This window comes from Streptomyces caeni (genome assembly GCF_042678285.1).
GTDB lineage: Bacteria > Actinomycetota > Actinomycetes > Streptomycetales > Streptomycetaceae > Streptomyces > Streptomyces caeni.
On the sequence record NZ_JBHUDX010000016.1, the window covers coordinates 64,388 to 83,324 of the forward strand.

Consider the following 18,937-nt stretch of genomic DNA (forward strand, 5'->3'; position numbering starts at 1 on the left):
GCGCCCTGACGTCCGGGCCTCGTGGAATGGGCCGGTGACGCGACGCCGCGTGCGCTCGTGAACCGCCCCGCCCTCCGCAAGGCCCCGTGCCGAGCGAGGGAGAGCCCTACGTGACCATCGCGCCAGCCGACCCGGTTTCAGCGACTGCGTCCACGACACCGGCGGTGACCGGCGAAAGGGACGGTCCCGGTGCCGCGCTGCTGCGGACCCTGACCGAGCTGACCGCCGACCTTCCGGACGCCGACCCGGGCCGGGTCACCGCCGCCGCGCTGCGCGGCCGGTCGGCGCATGCGGACGAGTCGGAGCTGCGCGAGCTGGCCACGGAAGCGGCCGCCGGCCTCATCTCCGAGGACCCCTCCTACTCAAGGCTGGCCGCCCGGCTGCTGACGATCGGGATCCGCGCCGAGGCCGCCTCACAGGGCGTCACCTCGTTCACCGAGTCCATCGCCGCCGGCCACCGGGAAGGGCTCATCTCCGACCGCACCGCCGCGTTCGTGCGCCTGCACGCCGACCGGCTCGACGCGCTCGTGGACCCCTTTGCCGACGACCGCTTCGGCTACTTCGGGCTGCGCACCCTGCACAGCCGCTACCTCCTGCGGCACCCGATCACCCGCAGGACCGTCGAGACACCGCAGTACTTCATGCTGCGCGTCGCCTGCGGCCTCGCCGAGGACACGGTGCTCGGCTCGGAGCCGGGCTCCCGGCCCGTGGACGAGGTCGCCGCGCTCTACCGGCTGATGAGCCGCCTCGACTACCTCCCCTCCTCCCCCACGCTCTTCAACTCCGGCACGCGGCACCCCCAGATGTCGTCCTGCTACCTCCTCGACTCCCCGAAGGACGAGCTGGACTCCCTCTACGAGCGCTACCACCAGGTCGCCCGCCTCTCGAAGCACGCCGGTGGCATCGGGCTGTCGTTCTCCCGCATCCGCTCCCGCGGATCCCTCATCCGCGGCACCAACGGGCACTCAGGCGGCATCGTCCCGTTCCTGAAGACCCTGGACGCCTCGGTCGCCGCGGTGAACCAGGGCGGCCGGCGCAAGGGCGCCGCCGCGGTGTACCTGGAGACCTGGCACTCCGACATCGAGGAGTTCCTCGAACTGCGGGACAACACCGGTGAGGACGCCCGCCGCACCCACAACCTCAACCTCGCGCACTGGGTCCCGGACGAGTTCATGCGCCGGGTCGAGGCCGACCGGCCGTGGTCGCTGTTCTCACCGTCCGACGTGCCGGAGCTGGCCGACCTGTGGGGCGAGGAGTTCGACGCCGCCTACCGGGCGGCGGAGGCCGCCGGGCTCGCCCGCAGGACCATCCCGGCCCGCGATCTGTACGGCCGCATGATGCGCACGCTCGCCCAGACCGGCAACGGCTGGATGACTTTCAAGGACGCCGCCAACCGCACCGGCAACCAGACGGCACGACCGGGCCACGTCATCCACTCCTCCAACCTCTGCACCGAGATCCTGGAGGTCACGCACGACGGGGAGACGGCGGTCTGCAATCTGGGGTCGGTCAATCTCGGCGCGTTCGCCGACGCGGCGAGCGGTGACCTCGACTGGGAGCGGCTGGACGCCACGGTCCGTACCGCCGTCACCTTCCTGGACCGCGTCGTCGACATCAACTACTACCCGACCGCGCAGGCGAGCCGCTCCAACTCCGAGTGGCGCCCGGTGGGCCTGGGAGTGATGGGTCTGCAGGACGTGTTCTTCAAGCTGCGCCTGCCCTTCGGCTCACCCGAGGCGAAGGCGCTGTCCACCCGTATCGCCGAGCGCATCATGCTCGCCGCGTACGAGACCTCCGCCGACCTCGCCGAGGTCCACGGCCCGCTGCCGGCCTGGGAGAAGACCCGTACCGCGCAGGGTGTGCTGCACCCCGACCACTACGATGTCGAACCGGCCTGGCCGGAGCGCTTGGCGGCGCTGCGGAAACGGATCGCGGCCGTCGGCATGCGCAACTCGCTGCTGCTCGCCGTCGCGCCGACCGCCACCATCGCGTCCATCGCGGGTGTGTACGAGTGCATCGAGCCGCAGGTGTCCAATCTGTTCAAGCGCGAGACGCTGTCCGGGGAGTTCCTCCAGGTCAACTCCTACCTGGTCGAGGATCTGAAGAAGCTGGGCGTCTGGGACGCCCGCACCCGGGAGGCGCTGCGCGAGGCGAACGGCTCGGTGCAGGACTTCGCCTGGATCCCCGAGGACGTGCGGACGCTGTACCGCACGGCATGGGAGATCCCGCAGCGCGGGCTGATCGACATGGCCGCCGCCCGCACCCCGTTCCTGGACCAGGGCCAGTCCCTGAACCTGTTCATGGAGACGCCGACCATCGGCAAGCTCTCCTCGATGTACGCATACGCCTGGAAGCGGGGCCTGAAGACGACGTACTACCTGCGCTCGCGCCCGGCGACCCGCATCGCCCGTGCCGCCCGGGCGGCCGTCCCCGTGCAGCAGGCCGCCGCGGACCCCGGCGCGGTCGCCTGCTCCCTTGAGAACCCCGAGTCCTGCGAGGCATGCCAGTGATGTCCCTCCACCCGCCGAAGAAGAGCGCGAACCTGCTCGACCCTGGCTTCGAACTGACCCTGCGCCCCATGCGCTACCCCGACTTCTACGAGCGCTACCGGGACGCCGTCAAGAACACCTGGACCGTCGAGGAGGTCGACCTCCACTCGGACGTCGCCGACCTCGCCAGACTCACCCCCGCGGAGCGGCACCTGATCGGCCGGCTGGTCGCGTTCTTCGCGACGGGCGACTCGATCGTGGCCAACAACCTCGTGCTGACCCTGTACAAGCACATCAACTCCCCCGAGGCGCGGCTGTACCTGTCCCGCCAGCTTTTCGAGGAGGCCGTGCACGTCCAGTTCTATCTGACGCTGCTGGACACCTATCTCCCCGATCCGCAGGAGCGCGCAGCCGCCTTCGCGGCGATCGAGAACATCCCGTCGATCCGCGAGAAGGCACGGTTCTGCTTCCGGTGGATGGACTCGGTGGAGAGTATCGACCGGCTGGAGACGGCGACCGACCGCCGCCGCTTCCTCCTCAACCTCATCTGCTTCGCGGCCTGCATCGAGGGCCTGTTCTTCTACGGGGCCTTCGCGTACGTCTACTGGTTCCGCGGCCGCGGCCTGCTGCACGGTCTGGCCACGGGCACCAACTGGGTGTTCCGCGACGAGACAATGCACATGGGATTCGCCTTCGAGGTGGTCGACACGGTGCGCAAGGAGGAGCCGGACCTCTTCGACGACGCGCTGGGGCGGCAGGTCACCGACATGCTGCGGGAGGCCGTCGAGGCCGAGCTGCAGTTCGCGCGCGACCTGTGCGGTGACGGCCTGCCGGGCATGAACACCGAATCGATGCGGCAGTACCTGGAGTGCGTCGCCGATCAGCGCCTCATGCGCCTGGGCTTCGCCCCGGTGTACGGCTCGGAGAACCCCTTCTCCTTCATGGAGCTCCAGGGCGTTCAGGAGCTGACCAACTTCTTCGAGCGGCGCCCTTCGGCGTACCAGGTCGCGGTGGAGGGGACCGTCGACCTCGACGAGGACTTCTGACCACCTGCCTCCTCGCGTGCCTCCCCGGCCTGCCTGATCCGGCGGTCGACACGGCGTTCGTGCGCGATGCCGATCAGTGAGGGCAGGACGAGGAGGACGAGGAGGACGAGGACGGTGAGCATTCCGGTGAGGGCTTCTGCGTGTGTCGCATCCATGGACACCACTGTCCCGCCGGATGCCCCTTACCGTGAGTGGCAGGACTGCCGCACACCCTCGAATTACTGCCACTTCTGCGGCACACTGGTCCCATGCTGAAGAACGTGGCGGCCGTCCTCCTCGACGGCGTGCACCCCTTCGAACTCGGCGTCGTCTGCGAGGTGTTCGGCATCGACCGCAGCGACGAGGGACTGCCCGTGTACGACTTCGCGGTCGCCTCGGCCGAGGGGCCCGTGCTCCGTGCCAACTGCGGATTCACCCTGTCCGCCGCGCACGGGCTCGAACGGCTGGAGGAGGCCGACCTGATCGCCGTGCCGGCCGGGGAGACCTATGTGTCGCGGTCGTACCCGCCGGAGCTCCTGGACGCGCTGCGCCGGGCCGCCGGGCGCGGGGCCCGGGTGCTCAGTGTCTGCTCCGGCGCCTTCGTGCTGGGCGCCGCCGGGCTGCTGGACGGGCGGCGCTGCGCGGCGCACTGGCGCCATGCGGACACACTCGCCCGGCGCTTCCCGCGGGCCGTCGTCGAACCGGACGTGCTGTACGTCGACGAGGATCCGGTGATCACCTCCGCGGGCACCGCGGCCGGCATCGACGCCTGCCTGCACATCGTGCGCAAGGAGCAGGGGCCGGACGTCGCCAACAGGATCGCCCGGCGCATGGTGGTACCGCCGCACCGCGACGGCGGCCAGGCCCAGTACATCGAGAGGCCGCTGCCGCGGTCGCAGTGCGACACGGTCGCGGAGGTGCTGGCGTGGGTGGAGCGGCACCTCGACGAGGAGGTGACGGTCGAGCAACTCGCCGCCCGCGCCCATATGTCGCCGCGCACCTTCGCCCGCCGGTTCCAGCAGGAGACCGGCACCACCCCGTACCGCTGGATCCTGCGCCAACGGGTACTGCTCGCCCAGGAGTTGCTGGAGCGCACCGATGAGACGATGGACGCGATCGCCGACCGCACCGGCTTCGGCACGGCGGCGGCGCTGCGCCATCAGTTCGTCCGCGCCCTGGGCACGACGCCGAACGCCTACAGGCGCACGTTCAGGGGCCCGCAGGCCGCCTGAACGTGCGCCCGCGCCTCACCGGGACAGGGCCTTCAGCAGCAGCCGGCGCGGGCGGAGCGTGATCCCGATACGGAGCCTGTCGTCGGAGCCCGGCGCCTGCTCGAAGCGGTACGCCGACGCCATCGCCGCCGTGATGAGCGTGAGTTCGGCCATCGAGAAGTGGTCGCCCGGGCACTTCCGGTTGCCCACCCCGAAGGGGCTCATCGCGTACTTGGGCACGTCCTTGGCCCGCTCCGGCAGCCAGCGGTCGGGGGCGAACTCCTCGTGGCGCTCGTACGACCGTGGATCGCGCTGGATCGCGTAGGGGCTGTACACGACGTCCGACCCGGCCGGAATGCGATACCCACCGAGTTGCGTGTCGGCGACCGACCGCCGCGTCAATATCCATACGGCGGGACGCAAACGCATTGTCTCGACGATGACATTCGCGGTGTGCGTCAGCTTCGGGATGTCCTCGAATACGACCGCCCGGTCACCCACGACAGTTTTCACCTCGTCGTGGATCTTGTCCGCCTGTTCGGGGTGATCGGTGAGGACCTGGAGGAGCGACATGACCATGGAGCCGACTGTTTCGCTGCCTGCCGTGACTATCGCGACGACCTGGTCGTGGATCTCCTGCTCCCCAATGGGCTCGCCATTCTCGTCCTTCGCTTCCAGCAAAGCCATCAGCAAATCGTTCGGTTTTTGACCGGACGCCCGGCGGGCGGCGACGATCTCGTCGACCAGGAGATGCAAATCGGCCAAAGCCCGGTTGAATTCGCGATTGGCCGGAATCGGCAGCCGGTACAGCGGCCCGAGCGGCATGACCATCCGCTGGTACATGCCGCTGAAGAGCGTCGCGAGGGCGGCGCAGATCCGGTCGGCCCGCGCGTCCATGTATGTGCCGCCCATCAGGCAGCGGGCGGTGACGCGGACGGCCACCCGGAACGCCTCCGCCGTGACGTCGAAGGGCCGGCCGGACCGCCAGCGCTCCACGAGCGCCTGCGCCTCCTCCGCCATGACCGGTCCGTAGCCGGGAATGGCGTCCTGCCGGAAGGCGGGCTGGATCGCCCGCCGCTGACGCTGGTGCAGCGGGCCGTTGCTGGTGGCCACGCCCCGCTTGCCGAGCAGGCCCTCCAGGGACTCCCACAGGGGGCCGCCGATGTGGAAGTCGGGGTTCAGCGCGAGCGCCCCGGTGAGCGCCGGGGTGGTGATGGCGTACACCGTCTTCGGGCCGAACCTCAGCCGTACGACGTCGCCGTCGTCGCGGAGCCGGGACAGGAAGCCCAGTGGGTCGCGGGCCAGTTTCCAGCCGTGCCCGAGCCCGGGGACACCGCCGGCCGCGAGGGGCGCAAGCCGCCCCTCCGCCGATGGACCGGGCCGCGGGGGCGCCGGCTCGCCGGGGGGAGCCGGGGGGTTGGGAGAGGATTTCCGGGTCATTTCTCACCTGCCGCTTGATTGTCGACGTACGGGGGTGTCGAGCGGTCGTCCCAGCTGTCGACCATGTACCGGCCGGACTCGTGGTGGAACCAGTACACGGTGCTGAACCAGTTCCGCATATTCGCGACGATCCTCTTCACTGCGGTGCTCAATTCGCTTCCCTGCACGGTCCCGTCGGCGAGTGCGTCCGCGAACCGCAGCGCATCCTTCTCCGCGGCGAGGAAATCGGATATGCAGCCCTCGACCCTTCGCCGCACCTCTTCGGCGGCCTCTTCGGGCGTCAGTCCCCGATGGTGAATGAGACTGATTCCGAGATTGTGGACCTCTTTGCCCGCGATTTCCTTGGGAAGCGAACACAGGTCGTTGTACCAGGCGGCGAATTCCTGGCTCAGCAGTGCCGCCCGCCGGTACGCGGGGTGTTTCCGTACGGCGTCGGGCATTTCGTGCCGCGCACTCGGCTCAAGCAGATCGGTCCAGATCCAGTGCGCGAAGGTGAGCCGCCGGAGTTCGAGATAGGCGTCGACGGTCGGGACGGTGCCCGAGGTGCGGTTGCGGAACTCGCGGTCGTACGCCTCGATCACCGCGTGGAAGTGCCGGGCGAAGCGGGCGTTCCACTTCTCACTGAGGAACGAGTACAGCCGCATCACACTGTCCGCGAGCCCTGCGACCAGGGGATCCACGTGGTACAGGTGGGTCCGTGGGGAGTCGAGGGCGGCATGCAGCTGCAGCTTCAGCCTCCGCCAGGCGGTGGGCCGCCGGTGGACGATGTCGCGGTCGTGCCGGTCGTCCCAGACGAAGAACCACGCACTGTAGTCGGCGATCGCCTGCAGGACGTCGTCGGGCGCGCCGATGTAGTAGCCCGCCATGAGGTCGGTGTAGCGCAGGCCGTCGGCGTGTTCCTCGACCTTGTCCGCCGGCATGAGCCGCTTTTCCAGCAGCCAGGAACGCGTCTTCTCCTGCAGACGGGGCCAATACGGGTGCAGTCGGCGGGGAAACGCGGCCTCGATCACCGGCAGGGAGAGTGCCGGTGGAACCGCGACCACCCTTGTCATGGATGAAGTGCTGTACGGGAAAGCTGGCACGGACAAACCCCTCTCAGCCGCCAGTCGGCGCTCCGCCCCCCCTGCCGTGCCGGGCGTGCGCCCGTTGCGTATCTCAGCGCTTTCCATTCAGCACCACAACTGACCGCTGTGGGAACGGATTTGCTCCACGCACTACCCCACTGTGCCGAGAATGCCCCCTCGGTGACTGATTATTGATCAATTGGCATGTCCAAGGGCTCGAATGTGCGTCGCACATATGAACGACGCCTGGCCGGGGGAACCCGGCCAGGCGTCGGCGTCGGTATCGGCGTCGGGGGCTCTCCCGCCCCCTCGGCCGGCTCAGTCGTTGGCCACCACGGGGTAGCGCGGCGCGTTCTCGGCCATCTGCCGCAGGGCGTCCTTGCGCTCCCGCTTGGACAGCCGGTCGATGTAGAGGTAGCCGTACAGGTGGTCCGTCTCGTGCTGCAAACACCGGGCAAAGTACCCGGTACCGCGCACCTTGACGGGGTTGCCCTTCTCGTCCTGCCCCGTCACCTCGGCGTAGTCGGGGCGGGCGAGCGGCGCGTACGCGGTGGGCACGGACAGGCAGCCCTCGTTGCTGTCGTCCAGGCGGCGCCGGTCGGCGGGCAGGTCCACGAGCCGTGGGTTGCAGACGACGCCGACATGCCGGACGCCCTCGTCGTCCTGGCAGTCGTAGACGAAGACCTTCAGGTCGACGCCGATCTGGTTGGCGGCGAGTCCCACGCCCTCGGCGGTGCGCTGGCTGGCGAACATGTCCGCCACCAGCCGCTCCAGTTCCTCGCCGAACTCCGTGACGTCCGCGCACTCCTTGTGCAGCACCGGGTTACCGACCACCGTGATCGGCCGCGAGGTGCCGCGCTCGCGCCAGGCTGCCTCGCGCTCCTGGCAGTCCTCGGTGTCGATGACGAAGCCCTCGTCGTCCACGGGGAGCACGCCCGCGTGCTGCTGATCGGTGTCCTGCTGCGCCATGACGACGTACGCCTTCCTGCAACCTTGGAGAAACCTGCCCGTACAGCCTACGGGGCGGGGCCGGGTGCCTTCCCCGGGATCCTGGGGCGGGACGGTGTCAGCAGACCTCTTCGAGGTCCCGCCAGTCCCGGGAGTCCGGGCTGTCCGCGACCCAGCCGTCGAGCAGCCCGCGCACCAGGGAGGCGGGCGCCGCGATGCCGCACTCGCGCTCGGGCACCCACAGCTGCCCGTCCGTGCGGTGCCCCAGCGGTCCCGGGTGCCCGGGCTCGCTGTGGTCGTGCGGGTCCAGGTGCTCGCCGTCGCCCTCGTCGGACGGCATCCGCGACTCGGAGCACATCCGGCACAGCAGCCGCACGGACGAGGACCAGTCCTCGGCGGCGAAGCCCGCGTCGGCGGCCAGCTGCTCCAGTGCGTCCCGGTCGTCCTCGGTCTCGGCCTCCAGCAGCACGACCCAGGTGGGCACCGGCGAGGGCGCCCACAACTCGATCTCGTCGAAGACGGGGTAGGCGTGCCCGGCGGCCGTCGTGCGCTCGCCGTGCGGGACGCCGTCGTGCAGCACCACCTCGCCCCAGCGACGCCCGGAGGACGGCAGCGGGATGGAGAGCACCTCCATGCGGGCGGGGTCCAGCCGGCGCCCCCAGACGACCTCCGCCTCACCCTCCGGCGACAGCCGCACCGCCGCGCTGCCCAGCTCCATGCCGAAGGGCTCTCCGGAGGCGGTCGCACCGCCGGGCACCCGCAGGCCGTACGCCTGCCAGGCTCGGCGGGCCAGCGGCCAGTCCTGCAGGGCGGTGGCGGCGATGCCCACGTTCCACCAGTCGGGCGCCCCGGTCTCGCGGTCGAGCAGGGCCACGGCGCGCAGCCCGGCGGTGCGGGCCTGCTCCCAGTCGTGGCGGAACTTGTGCAGCAGCGCAAGGTTGAACCAGGACTCCGACAGCCATGGCTCCAGGTCCGCGGCACGGGTCAGCAGCGCCCCCGCATCCTCGTACCGCCCGTCGCCGATCAGCGTGAACGCGCGGTCGGTGGCCTGCCGCCAGGAGGCGGAGGGCCGGTGCCGTCCCTTGCCGAAGATCCTCACGATTCCCGCCTGCCAGTCCCTTGCGCTTCCCGTCTGCCGGTCGCTCGGCGTCCACGGGGCCACGGCCGCGCCGCGCCCCCGGCCCCCTCTCCTCGCATCCAACCACGTAGCGCCGGACGGGCGCTCATTACCCATGGGTTACCCCGATGACGGCAGGGTCAGACCGCCCGTCCGTCTTCACCACGGCACCCGACCGGGGCTCCCCCGGAGCCGGCCGCCCGGGTGGACCGCGGCACCGCCCCTGTGCCGCAGCACTCTGGCCAGCGACTCCACGACCTCCGGCTGGTAGTCGCGGGCGCAGCCGAGCCGCAGGCGCTCCAGCGCGCTGAGCGGTCCTCCCGGTCCTGCCTCTTCCCTCGCCATCTCCTCGTACGCGTTGACGGTCCGGACGATCCTGGCGCTGACCGGTTGCTCCCGGTAGAGGTCCGCCTGCCGCTCCACGACGACCGCCACCGCGGCGTCCACCCCGGTCTGGCGGACGACGGCACCGCCGAGGAGCGCGATGCGCCGCTGTTCCTCGGCGGGCAGCGCGGCGGTGGCGCCGGAGGGCACGGGGTCGACGAGGCTGAGCTGCCCGATGTCGTGCATGAGGGCCGCGTACTCCAGCACGGTCAGCTCCGGCTCGGACAGGCCCAGCTCCCGGCCGACGGCCCGGCTGAGCGCGGCCACGCGGCGGGCGTGCCCGGGGGGCGTGTACCCGGCGATCTCGGTGGCCCGGGCCAGAGAGGCGATGGTCTGCCGGTAGGTGGTGCGCACGGCCGCGTACCGCCGGTAGGACAGCTGGGTGAGCAGCAGCGGCAGCGAGAATACGGGCAGCGCCCACAGGCCCACGACCCCGACGGCGAGCGACATCACCGCGCCGGTCGCGCACACCGCCGAGTCGATGCCGAGCCTCGCCCGCAGTTCGTCGCGCAGCAGCGGCCCGAACGGCCAGCCGGTGCGGGAGTGCGCGAGGGCGGCGGCGAGCACGGCGTCGCACAGGGTGGTGAGCACGAGCAGGGCGACGACGAGCAGCGCGTAGGCGGGTCCGCCCCCGCCGTGCAAACTGCCATGGTCGTAGACCGGTTGGAAGCAGACGGCGGCGAAGCCGGCGGTGAGGAGGCGACGGGTGAGGTGGTCGGCGGTGGGTCCGCGGCCGCGGGCCACGTGCGGGACGCAGCCGGCGAGGGCGGCCGCGAGGACCACGGTGACGACCTGGGGCACCCCGTGGTGGGTGGGCTGCCCGGCGTTCTGCCCGAGCAGGGCGTAGGAGAGCGCTCCGGCCGCCCCGAGGGGCGCGGGCTCCCGTTCCCCTCCGTCGCTCCACCGGGACAGCTCCCCGACGGCGACGAGCACCCCGAAGGCCAGGGCGACGGAGGGTTCCTCCAGGCCGTGCCAGAGGGTGCTGCCGAGGCAGCCGACGGCGAGCAGCGCCGCCGCCGCATGGGCGAGCACCAGAGGCAGCCCCCGCACGGTCATGCGCCGCCCCCGCCGCGCCGCTGTCCCTCCAGCGGGCCGGGCGCGGGCAGGGCCGGCGACGGCACGGTAGGACGCTCCTCGTCCGAGGTCACCGCCGGATACCAGCCGCCCCCGGCCTCTCCCCCGCCTTCGGCTTCACTCGATCGGGGGGAGCCCCCTGAACCCGGGCACCCCCACCGCTCCAGCGCGCGGATCAGCGCCCGCACCATCGCCGGGTCGAACTGCGCGCCCGCGCACCGCTCCAGCTCCCGCAGCGCGGCCGCAACGGGACGGGCGCGCCGGTAGGAGCGGGTCGAGGTCATGGCGTCGAAGGCGTCGGCGACCGCCACCACCCGTGCGCACTCCGGGATCTGAGTGCCCATCAGGCCGTAGGGGTATCCGCTGCCGTCCAGGCGCTCGTGGTGGTGGAGGATCGCCGACCGCGCCTCACCGAGGAACCCGATCCCGCGGACCATCTCGTGGCCGTACTCGGGGTGCAGCTCGATGATCCGCCGCTCCTCCGGCGTGAGCGGGCCGTCCTTCCTCAACAGCCTTGTGGGGACGCCGAGTTTGCCGATGTCGTGCAGGATTCCGGCGAACCGCAGCACCTCGACGCGCTCGTCGTCCATGCCGAGTTCGCGCGCGATCATCATCGATGCCTGCCCCACCCGCTCGCTGTGCCCGCGCGTGTAGCCGTCCTTGATGTCGACGGCCTGGACGAGGGCGCGGATGGTGGCCCGGTGGGCGGCGCGCTCGCGGTGGTACTGGGCGAACACCCAGCACGACAGGTACATGGGCAGGAGCACGAGCAGCGCGGCGACCGGTCCGTACAGGCTGCGCCACAGCACCGCCATCATCAGCCCGGCGAGACCGTGCACGGCGACGGGCGCGAGGGAGCCCAGGAACAGCCCGCGCCAGGCGCCCCCGAGCTCTCGGCCCCTCCTCGGCTGCCCGGCGGACCTGGGCGGTACGCCCGCTCCCAGCGCCAGGATCCCGCTGTCGAGCGCGGTCAGCACCAGGCAGAACGCCCCCACGGCGGCCCCGGCCGGCAGCAGCGCGTACGGGAAGCGCGGGGCGGCGGCCGCTTCCGGGCCGCCCAGCGCCGCGTGCACCCGTGAGGCGGCCGCCACGGCGAGCGCCAGCTGGACGGCCCGCCAGCTCCGGCGCAGCCACTGCGGCCGCCGGGCGACGGGGGCGAGCAGCGCCCCGGGCAGCGGCACGAGGGCGGCGGCCGGCGGCGGCAGCAGAAAGGCGCCGGCGAGCAGCACGGGGAAGAAGGGGCCCAGGCCCTCGGGGGCCGGGCGACCGCCGGGGCGGCAGCGCGGGATCTGTTCGAAGGCGGCGTAGAGCGCGGCGAGCGGGAGGACGGCCCGCCAGGGGAGCCGGGGGTCCGCGGCGGGAGCCATGCACACGAGGGCGCCGAGCACGGCGCAGCCGACGTACACGCGCACCGCTGGCCGGACCGGCCCCATGACGTACCTCCCCCGGACCCGCGCCCGGCCCCGAACCGGGGCGGGCCCGGACATGCCCATCAAGGCTCCGGAGCCTAAAGGGGAGGGCGGCGCACGAGGGCGGCATTTGGGGGAATCCGTGGGTGCACGCCCCGCGGATTAGCACATTCGGGTGATACGCGCCGCGACCCGGCCGCGGGTTCCCCGAACTGGAGTTCAGGACTCCTGCGGCGTCGCGGTCACGTCGTGCTCGGGGAGCGTCTGGCCCGAGCGGATCAGCTCGATGCGGCCCATGACCTTCGCCCTCAGGTCGGTCGGCACCTCGTCATGGCCGCAGCACCGCTTGACCAGCTTCTTCACGGCCTGCTCCAGGCCGTACTTCTCCAGGCACGGCGAGCACTCCTCGAAGTGGTGCTCGAACTTGGTGCGGTCGATGTCCGGCATCTCACGGTCGAGGAACTCGTAGAGATGCTTGAGCACCTCACTGCAGTCCGTCTCGTGCGGCTCTCCGCAGCTCATGAGCCCGAGCCTTTCGCTTCGTTCGACTCTCCGGCACCGGCCGGGACCAGCCCGCGCTCACGGGCGTAATCCTCGAGCATGCCGCGCAGTTGACGACGGCCCCGGTGCAGCCGGGACATCACCGTGCCGATGGGTGTCCCCATGATGTCCGCGATCTCCTTGTACGCAAACCCCTCGACGTCCGCGAGATAGACGGCGATGCGGAATTCCTCGGGGATCGCCTGCAGCGCTTCCTTGACGTCCGAGTCGGGGAGGTGATCGAGCGCCTGGGACTCGGCGGAGCGCAGACCGGTCGACATGTGCGACTCGGCGCGCGCGAGCTGCCAGTCCTCGATCTCCTCGGCCGCGCTGCGCTGGGGTTCGCGCTGCTTCTTGCGGTAGGAGTTGATGAACGTGTTGGTGAGGATCCGGTACAGCCACGCCTTGAGGTTGGTGCCCTCACGGAACTGGTGGAAGGACGCGTACGCCTTCGCGTACGTCTCCTGCACCAGGTCCTCGGCATCGGCGGGGTTGCGCGTCATGCGCAGCGCGGCCGAGTACATCTGGTCGAGGAACTCGAGCGCGTCCCGTTCGAAGCGCGCGCTGCGCTCGGTGGACGATTCCACACCCGTGCCCCGGCCCTCGGGCTGCTCCGCCTGGCCGTGTTCGGTCCCTGCGTCGGTACCGGTGACCTGACCCACCTCCTCCAGCGATGTGGCAGGACCGAAACCGGTCCCACTGGAATCGGAGAATAGACGAACATCCTTGCCCGCCGCCGCTCGAATCGGTGCGGCCTTGGCCGCGTGCAGCACCGTCCAGTCCAGGTCAGCGCTGCTGCGACGGTTCGGGCAGATGATCGAACCCATACGGCGGACTTCCTCTCGCACGGTCGGCGCAGCACGGCCGGTGCTGTCTGCCCCGCACAACAGTGGCCCGTCCCGGGGCATTCCCCGGCATCACCCGAGTGACGCAGCCCACGCCACCACCGCGTCGGTGATCGTCCCCAGGGCCCGCTCCTGGGTGATGTCCGCTCGCTTCGGCACCGCGAAGCCGTGATCACCACGGGGCACCTCGACCATGCCGTACGGCCCCGGCGGGAACTCCTCCGGCCGCCCGAACGGGTCGTTGCCGCCCTGGACGACCAGCGTGGGCACCCCCGCGCCGAGCAGTTCGTCCGCGCGGGACCTCTCGGGTCTGCCGGGCGGGTGCAGGGGGAAGCTCAGCGCCAGGACGGCCAGGGCGCCGAGTGCGGTGGCCGTACGGCAGGCGACCCGGGCCCCGGCGCTGCGCCCGCCGGCGATCACCGGCCGCCCGGGCCGCTCCAGGACGGGCCACACGCCGCACCAGCCCAGGTCGAGCGTCTTCGGCGCGGGCGCCACCTTCTTCCCGGCGACACGCCAGGGCTGCTCGACGAGCGCGACGCTCACGCCGTGCGCGGGCAGCACCCGGGCCAGCGCCTGCAGGTCGCGCGCCTCGACACCCCCTCCGGCGCCGTGGCCGAGCGCGAGCACGAGCCGCGCCGTCCGTGCCCGGTGCCAGATGACACGGGCCGTGCCCGCCTCGGTCTCGACACTCTCCGTCACGTCCGTCACATCAGTCACGTCCGTCACATCCGTCACGTCGTGCGTCGGTCACATCCGTCACGTCCGTTACATCCGCCACATCCGTTACATCCGCCACGTCAGAACAGTGTGCCCTCTTCGGGTGCAGCCAGCTCCTTCAGCAGCTCCGGACCGTTGTTGCGGACGTTGCTGACCGCAGTCGAGACCGGGTAGGCGCGCATCAGGCCCGGGGGCGGCGGCTCCAGCAGGGACCGCAGGTCGTCGGGGTCCGTGCGGGACGGGTCGAGCCAGGCGTCCCAGCGGTCCGGGGTGAGCATCAGCGGCATGCGGGGGTGGATGTCCACCAGGGAGCGCGGCCCCTCGGCCGGTGCCGTCGCCAGGAGGGTCGTCTCGGCCTCTGTGGTGATCACCGAGCAGGTCACCCACCAGGCCCGCGGATGGTCGTCCGGCAGGGTCCTGTCCCGCCAGAACTCGTACAGCCCGGCCATCGCGAAGACCGAGCCGTCGGCGGGCAGCACGAAGTACGGCTGCTTGCGCGGCCGCTTCCTGCGGCCCTCGACCTCCAGGTCGCGCTCCTGACGGCCGGTGACCCACTCGTAGTAGCCGTCGGCGGGCACGATGCACCGCCGGGCGGCGAAGGCGCGGCGGTACGCCGGCTTCTCGTGCACCGTCTCGGCGCGCGCGTTGATCATCCGGGCGCCGCCCTCGGGCGACTTGGCCCAGGACGGGACGAGGCCCCACCGCAGTCTGCGCAGCTGGCGAACCGGCCGGTCGTCGCCGGCGTCCTTCACAGGACGGTCCAGGACCGCGTACACCTCCTTGGTCGGGGCCACGTTGTAGTCGGGTGCCAGGGCCTCCTCGGGCTCCGTCCTGTCGATCTCAAAGATTCCCGCGAGATCCTCGGGGCTGCGACTCGCCGCGTACCGTCCGCACATGCGTGCCACCCTGCCAGATCCGACGAGCCCAGGAGCCACTCCCGGTATGGAAAGTCTCGCCTCGACCTCGCTCTCGCTGACCGGCCTCTGGGACCGGGTCTTCGGCAGCCAGCCGGATCCCGATCTGTGGGTGGTGATCGCCACCCTGGGCGCCGCGCTCGCCGTGGTCGTGCCGCCGGGGGTGTGGCGGATATCGCGCAACGCCATCACCATCGCGCACGAGGGCGGCCACGGACTGGTCGCGCTGCTCACCGGCCGCACCCTCACCGGCATCCGGCTCCACTCCGACACCAGCGGCCTGACGGTCAGCCGCGGCAGGCCGCGCGGCCTCGGCATGATCCTCACGGCCGCCGCGGGCTACACCGCTCCCCCGCTGCTCGGCCTCGGCGGCGCGGCGCTGCTCGCCACCGGGCACATCACCCTGCTGCTGTGGCTGGCCACCGCGCTGCTCCTGGTGATGCTGGTGATGATCCGCAACGCCTACGGCGTGCTGACCGTGGTCCTCGCCGGGGGCGCCTTCCTGCTGGTGTCGTGGCTGGCCGACCCGCAGGTACAGGCGGCGTTCGCGTACGCGGTCGTGTGGTTCCTGCTGGTCGGCGGCGTGCGCCCGGCGTTCGAACTGCAGGCGAAGCGGTCCCGCGGCGGAGCCGGGGACTCGGACGCGGACCAGTTGTCGCGGCTCACCCATGTGCCGGCGGGGCTGTGGCTGTTCCTGTTCCACGCGGTGTCGCTGTGCTCGCTCACCGGAGGCGGACGGTGGCTGCTGCGTCTGTGACCGGAACCGGCGACGAGCACGAGGCGCCCGTGACCGTGGCCGGTTGTCCGTGCGCGACCGCTTGTGACCGCGCATAGATGCTCGGCCCATTCCGCCTCGCATATCAGACCACGGTTTCGCTCGTATTTCGCCGCTTTTGATCAAGATCCCCGGGCTGGGCCAGCCACTAAAGTGGGGCGCATGACCGTTAACCCCGCACACACCGCCCTCTGGCCCGCCCCGCACGCGAGCGGAGCCGTCGACGCGACGGTCCACGTGCCCGGGTCGAAATCGGTCACCAACCGCGCCCTCGTGCTCGCGGCCCTCGCCTCCGAACCGGGGTGGCTGCGCCGCCCACTGCGCTCCCGCGACACACTGCTGATGGCCGCCGGGCTGCGCGCGATGGGCGTCGGGATCGAAGAAGGGGTCGGCCCCGACGGCTCCGGAGAGACCTGGCGCGTGATCCCCGCCGCGCTGCACGGCCCGGCCACGGTCGACGTCGGCAACGCCGGCACCGTGATGCGTTTCCTGCCACCCGTTGCCGCCCTCGCCGACGGCCCCGTCCGCTTCGACGGCGACCCGCGTTCGTACGAGCGCCCCCTGCACGGCGTGATCGACGCCCTGCGCGTCCTCGGTGCCCGCATCGACGACGACGGGCGAGGCGCACTGCCGCTGACCGTGCTCGGCAGCGGTGCCCTGGACGGCGGCCCGGTGTCGGTCGACGCGTCCTCGTCCTCGCAGTTCGTCAGCGCCCTGCTGCTGTCCGCGCCCCGCTTCAACCAGGGCGTCGAGGTCCGCCACACCGGCTCGACGCTGCCCTCGATGCCGCACATCCGGATGACCGTCGACATGCTGCGCGCGGTCGGCGCCCAGGTGGACACCCCCGAGTCCGGCGGCGAGCCCGACGTCTGGCGGGTCACTCCGGGCGCCCTGCTCGGCCGCGACCTGACCGTCGAGCCGGACCTGTCCAACGCTCAGCCGTTCCTCGCGGCCGCCCTGGTGACCGGCGGCACGGTCGTCATCCCCGACTGGCCTGCGCGCACCACGCAGCCCGGCGACCGGCTGCGTGAGATCTTCACCGAAATGGGCGGTTCCTGCGAACTGACCGAGCGCGGCCTCGAATTCACCGCTTCGGGTGCCATCCACGGCATCGATGTGGACCTGGGCGAGGTGGGCGAGCTGACGCCCGGAATCGCGGCGGTCGCGGCCCTCGCGGACTCGCCGTCCACCCTGCGGGGCGTGGCCCATCTGCGGCTGCACGAGACGGACCGCCTGGCGGCGCTCACCAAGGAGATCAACGAGCTGGGCGGCGACGTCACCGAGACCGCCGACGGGCTGCACATCCGCCCGCGCCGTCTGCACGGCGGGGTGTTCCACACGTACGACGACCACCGCATGGCGACCGCGGGCGCGGTCATCGGCCTCGCGGTCGAGGACGTGCAGATCGAGAACGTGGCGACGACGGCCAAGACCCTGCCGGACTTCCCCGACCTGTGGACCGGAATGCTGGGGAACTGACGGGCGGAGGGGACCATGCGCCGCTACGGCAAGCACACCGACGAGGACGACATCCGCACGCGCCCCAACCGCAGGGGCAACCGGCCGCGCACCAACATCCGGCCCAAGCACGAGGACGCGTCCGAGGGAATGGTCCTCACCGTCGACCGCGGTCGGCTCACCTGCCTCGTCGACGGCCGTGCGATCATGGCTATGAAGGCCCGCGAGCTGGGCCGCAAGGCTGCGGTGGTCGGCGACCGCGTCGCCCTGGTGGGCGATCTGTCGGGCGCGAAGGACACCCTCGCCCGCATCGTCCGCATCGAGGAGCGCGCCTCCGTCCTCCGTCGCACCGCCGACGACGACGATCCCTACGAGCGCGTGGTCGTCGCCAACGCCGACCAGTTGGCCATCGTCACCGCCCTCGCCGACCCCGAGCCGCGCCCCCGTCTGATCGACCGCTGTCTGGTCGCGGCGTACGACGGCGGCCTCGACCCGCTCCTGGTGATGACGAAGTCCGACCTCGCCCCGCCCGACAAGCTGCTGGAGCTGTACGGGGCGCTGGACATCCCGTACGTGGTCACCAGCCGCGAGGAGCTGGACGACGGCGACGCCGCGGACCGGGTGCGCGCCCATCTGCACGGCAAGATCACGGCGTTCGTCGGGCACTCCGGGGTGGGCAAGACGACGCTGGTCAACGCGCTCGTCCCGGGGGACCGGCAGCGCACGACGGGAGAGGTGAACGTGGTGACCGGCCGCGGCCGGCACACCACGACCTCGGCGCTCGCGCTGCCGCTGCGGGACGCGGACGGCTGGGTGGTCGACACCCCGGGCGTACGGTCCTTCGGCCTCGCGCACATCGATCCGTCCCGGGTCATCCACGCCTTCCCGGACCTGGAGCCCGGCACGGAGGGCTGTCCACGGGCGTGCAGCCACGACGAACCGGACTGCGCCCTGGACGAGTGGGTGGCCGACGGGCACGCCGATCCGGCGCGGCTGTACTCCCTGCGCAGGCTGCTGGCCACCCGGGACCGGCGGGAAGGGGACTGACCTCCGCGGTGTTTGCCCGCCTGCCGGGCCGGTAAATGCTTACTCGCACCGGGCGGGATCCGACCAGCTGACAGTCGGCGTGGGGACGCGGGAGGACGAGACATGGCGTGGCTGCTGGTCATCGTGGCCGGGCTCCTGGAGACCGGTTTCGCCGTCTGTCTCAAGCTCTCGCACGGCTTCACCCGGCTGTGGCCCACGATCGCGTTCGCCTCCTTCGCCCTCGGCAGCTTCGGTCTGCTCACGCTCTCCCTGCGGAAGCTCGACGTGGGCCCCGCGTACGCGGTGTGGACGGGCATCGGCGCCGCGGGAACGGCGATCTACGGGATGGCCTTCCTCGGCGACCTGGTCTCCACCCTGAAGATCGTCTCGATCACGCTGGTGATCATCGGCGTGATCGGGCTGCAACTGTCGGGGTCCGCCCGTTAGGAGGCCGTGGACGCGTCTCGGGATGCCCGTGATGCGTCGTCAGAGACATCCGTG

General features: G+C 71.4%; 18 protein-coding genes. 7 read left to right on the forward strand and 11 right to left on the reverse strand.

Going from position 1 to position 18,937, the window contains the following annotated elements:
* The first annotated feature begins 110 nt into the window (after nucleotides 1-110).
* Nucleotides 111-2,510 carry a ribonucleoside-diphosphate reductase subunit alpha gene (locus tag ACFSL4_RS06550; RefSeq protein ID WP_381079489.1) on the forward strand — a complete coding sequence of 800 codons (2,400 nt, stop codon included), beginning with the start codon at nucleotides 111-113 and terminating at the stop codon, nucleotides 2,508-2,510.
* The gene (locus ACFSL4_RS06555; RefSeq protein ID WP_381079491.1) at nucleotides 2,501-3,535 is read left to right on the forward strand and encodes a ribonucleotide-diphosphate reductase subunit beta; all 1,035 of its coding nucleotides are present in this window, start codon (nucleotides 2,501-2,503) and stop codon (nucleotides 3,533-3,535) included. The genes ACFSL4_RS06550 and ACFSL4_RS06555 overlap by 10 nt, the downstream gene beginning before the upstream one ends.
* Here ACFSL4_RS06555 and ACFSL4_RS06560 read toward each other — a convergent pair.
* Nucleotides 3,448-3,690 (reverse strand): hypothetical protein, encoded by a 243-nt coding sequence (locus tag ACFSL4_RS06560; RefSeq protein WP_381079493.1) that lies wholly within the window; start codon nucleotides 3,688-3,690, stop codon nucleotides 3,448-3,450. The genes ACFSL4_RS06555 and ACFSL4_RS06560 overlap by 88 nt on opposite strands.
* Before the next feature lie 93 nt (nucleotides 3,691-3,783).
* Here ACFSL4_RS06560 and ACFSL4_RS06565 point away from each other — a divergent pair, with 93 nt between their 5' ends.
* On the forward strand, nucleotides 3,784-4,746 hold the full coding sequence (locus ACFSL4_RS06565; protein ID WP_381079495.1) for a GlxA family transcriptional regulator: 963 nt from the start codon (nucleotides 3,784-3,786) through the stop codon (nucleotides 4,744-4,746).
* A 15-nt stretch (nucleotides 4,747-4,761) separates the two neighbouring features.
* On the opposite strand, the gene ACFSL4_RS06570 is transcribed toward ACFSL4_RS06565, so the two are convergent.
* The 10 genes from ACFSL4_RS06570 to ACFSL4_RS06615 all read right to left on the reverse strand — a co-directional run bounded on the left by ACFSL4_RS06570 (nucleotide 4,762) and on the right by ACFSL4_RS06615 (nucleotide 15,159).
* The gene (locus ACFSL4_RS06570; RefSeq protein WP_381079497.1) at nucleotides 4,762-6,165 is read right to left on the reverse strand and encodes a bifunctional albaflavenone monooxygenase/terpene synthase; all 1,404 of its coding nucleotides are present in this window, start codon (nucleotides 6,163-6,165) and stop codon (nucleotides 4,762-4,764) included.
* The gene (gene cyc1, locus ACFSL4_RS06575; RefSeq protein ID WP_381079499.1) at nucleotides 6,162-7,217 is read right to left on the reverse strand and encodes an epi-isozizaene synthase; all 1,056 of its coding nucleotides are present in this window, start codon (nucleotides 7,215-7,217) and stop codon (nucleotides 6,162-6,164) included. The genes ACFSL4_RS06570 and cyc1 overlap by 4 nt, the downstream gene beginning before the upstream one ends.
* Before the next feature lie 330 nt (nucleotides 7,218-7,547).
* Nucleotides 7,548-8,198: a peptide deformylase gene (gene def, locus ACFSL4_RS06580; protein WP_381079501.1), complete on the reverse strand. Its 651-nt coding sequence runs from the start codon at nucleotides 8,196-8,198 to the stop codon at nucleotides 7,548-7,550.
* 97 nt (nucleotides 8,199-8,295) lie between these two features.
* On the reverse strand, nucleotides 8,296-9,276 hold the full coding sequence (locus ACFSL4_RS06585; protein ID WP_381079503.1) for a tetratricopeptide repeat protein: 981 nt from the start codon (nucleotides 9,274-9,276) through the stop codon (nucleotides 8,296-8,298).
* Between the two features lie 177 nt (nucleotides 9,277-9,453).
* Nucleotides 9,454-10,734, reverse strand: a complete 1,281-nt coding sequence (locus tag ACFSL4_RS06590) for an HD-GYP domain-containing protein (RefSeq protein WP_381079505.1) — start codon at nucleotides 10,732-10,734, stop codon at nucleotides 9,454-9,456.
* Nucleotides 10,731-12,185, reverse strand: coding sequence for an HD-GYP domain-containing protein (locus tag ACFSL4_RS06595; protein ID WP_381079507.1), 1,455 nt, complete (start codon nucleotides 12,183-12,185; stop codon nucleotides 10,731-10,733). The genes ACFSL4_RS06590 and ACFSL4_RS06595 overlap by 4 nt, the downstream gene beginning before the upstream one ends.
* Nucleotides 12,186-12,380: 195 nt before the next feature.
* The gene (gene rsrA / locus ACFSL4_RS06600) at nucleotides 12,381-12,683 is read right to left on the reverse strand and encodes a mycothiol system anti-sigma-R factor (protein ID WP_381079509.1); all 303 of its coding nucleotides are present in this window, start codon (nucleotides 12,681-12,683) and stop codon (nucleotides 12,381-12,383) included.
* Nucleotides 12,680-13,363, reverse strand: a complete 684-nt coding sequence (gene sigR / locus ACFSL4_RS06605) for an RNA polymerase sigma factor SigR (protein WP_381079559.1) — start codon at nucleotides 13,361-13,363, stop codon at nucleotides 12,680-12,682. Before sigR ends, rsrA begins: the two co-directional genes overlap by 4 nt.
* Nucleotides 13,364-13,618: 255 nt before the next feature.
* Nucleotides 13,619-14,272 (reverse strand): alpha/beta hydrolase family protein, encoded by a 654-nt coding sequence (locus ACFSL4_RS06610; RefSeq protein ID WP_381079561.1) that lies wholly within the window; start codon nucleotides 14,270-14,272, stop codon nucleotides 13,619-13,621.
* Between the two features lie 71 nt (nucleotides 14,273-14,343).
* The gene (locus ACFSL4_RS06615; RefSeq protein ID WP_381079511.1) at nucleotides 14,344-15,159 is read right to left on the reverse strand and encodes an SOS response-associated peptidase; all 816 of its coding nucleotides are present in this window, start codon (nucleotides 15,157-15,159) and stop codon (nucleotides 14,344-14,346) included.
* Between the two features lie 46 nt (nucleotides 15,160-15,205).
* Here ACFSL4_RS06615 and ACFSL4_RS06620 point away from each other — a divergent pair, with 46 nt between their 5' ends.
* From ACFSL4_RS06620 to ACFSL4_RS06635, 4 genes are all read left to right on the forward strand, one after another.
* A complete protein-coding gene (locus ACFSL4_RS06620) occupies nucleotides 15,206-15,934 on the forward strand; it encodes a M50 family metallopeptidase (RefSeq protein ID WP_381079513.1) in 729 nt (242 codons plus the stop codon).
* Between the two features lie 180 nt (nucleotides 15,935-16,114).
* Nucleotides 16,115-17,431, forward strand: a complete 1,317-nt coding sequence (gene aroA, locus ACFSL4_RS06625; protein ID WP_381079515.1) for a 3-phosphoshikimate 1-carboxyvinyltransferase — start codon at nucleotides 16,115-16,117, stop codon at nucleotides 17,429-17,431.
* Nucleotides 17,432-17,446: 15 nt separating this feature from the next.
* Nucleotides 17,447-18,457: a ribosome small subunit-dependent GTPase A gene (gene rsgA, locus ACFSL4_RS06630; protein WP_381079517.1), complete on the forward strand. Its 1,011-nt coding sequence runs from the start codon at nucleotides 17,447-17,449 to the stop codon at nucleotides 18,455-18,457.
* 102 nt (nucleotides 18,458-18,559) lie between these two features.
* Nucleotides 18,560-18,883, forward strand: coding sequence for a DMT family transporter (locus tag ACFSL4_RS06635; RefSeq protein WP_381079519.1), 324 nt, complete (start codon nucleotides 18,560-18,562; stop codon nucleotides 18,881-18,883).
* Nucleotides 18,884-18,937: the final 54 nt, after the last annotated feature.

What these genes read in the sequence shown, in the direction of transcription:
- cyc1 (WP_381079499.1), bottom strand. Translation starts at nt 7,217, where the DNA reads ATGACAAGGGTGGTCGCGGTTCCACCGGCACTCTCCCTGCCGGTGATC.
- def (WP_381079501.1), bottom strand. Translation starts at nt 8,198, where the DNA reads ATGGCGCAGCAGGACACCGATCAGCAGCACGCGGGCGTGCTCCCCGTG.
- ACFSL4_RS06615 (WP_381079511.1), bottom strand. Translation starts at nt 15,159, where the DNA reads ATGTGCGGACGGTACGCGGCGAGTCGCAGCCCCGAGGATCTCGCGGGA.
- ACFSL4_RS06595 (WP_381079507.1), bottom strand. Translation starts at nt 12,185, where the DNA reads ATGGGGCCGGTCCGGCCAGCGGTGCGCGTGTACGTCGGCTGCGCCGTG.
- rsrA (WP_381079509.1), bottom strand. Translation starts at nt 12,683, where the DNA reads ATGAGCTGCGGAGAGCCGCACGAGACGGACTGCAGTGAGGTGCTCAAG.
- ACFSL4_RS06560 (WP_381079493.1), bottom strand. Translation starts at nt 3,690, where the DNA reads ATGGATGCGACACACGCAGAAGCCCTCACCGGAATGCTCACCGTCCTC.
- ACFSL4_RS06570 (WP_381079497.1), bottom strand. Translation starts at nt 6,165, where the DNA reads ATGACCCGGAAATCCTCTCCCAACCCCCCGGCTCCCCCCGGCGAGCCG.
- aroA (WP_381079515.1), top strand. Translation starts at nt 16,115, where the DNA reads ATGACCGTTAACCCCGCACACACCGCCCTCTGGCCCGCCCCGCACGCG.
- ACFSL4_RS06565 (WP_381079495.1), top strand. Translation starts at nt 3,784, where the DNA reads ATGCTGAAGAACGTGGCGGCCGTCCTCCTCGACGGCGTGCACCCCTTC.
- ACFSL4_RS06620 (WP_381079513.1), top strand. Translation starts at nt 15,206, where the DNA reads ATGGAAAGTCTCGCCTCGACCTCGCTCTCGCTGACCGGCCTCTGGGAC.
- ACFSL4_RS06635 (WP_381079519.1), top strand. Translation starts at nt 18,560, where the DNA reads ATGGCGTGGCTGCTGGTCATCGTGGCCGGGCTCCTGGAGACCGGTTTC.
- ACFSL4_RS06590 (WP_381079505.1), bottom strand. Translation starts at nt 10,734, where the DNA reads ATGACCGTGCGGGGGCTGCCTCTGGTGCTCGCCCATGCGGCGGCGGCG.
- rsgA (WP_381079517.1), top strand. Translation starts at nt 17,447, where the DNA reads ATGCGCCGCTACGGCAAGCACACCGACGAGGACGACATCCGCACGCGC.
- ACFSL4_RS06555 (WP_381079491.1), top strand. Translation starts at nt 2,501, where the DNA reads ATGCCAGTGATGTCCCTCCACCCGCCGAAGAAGAGCGCGAACCTGCTC.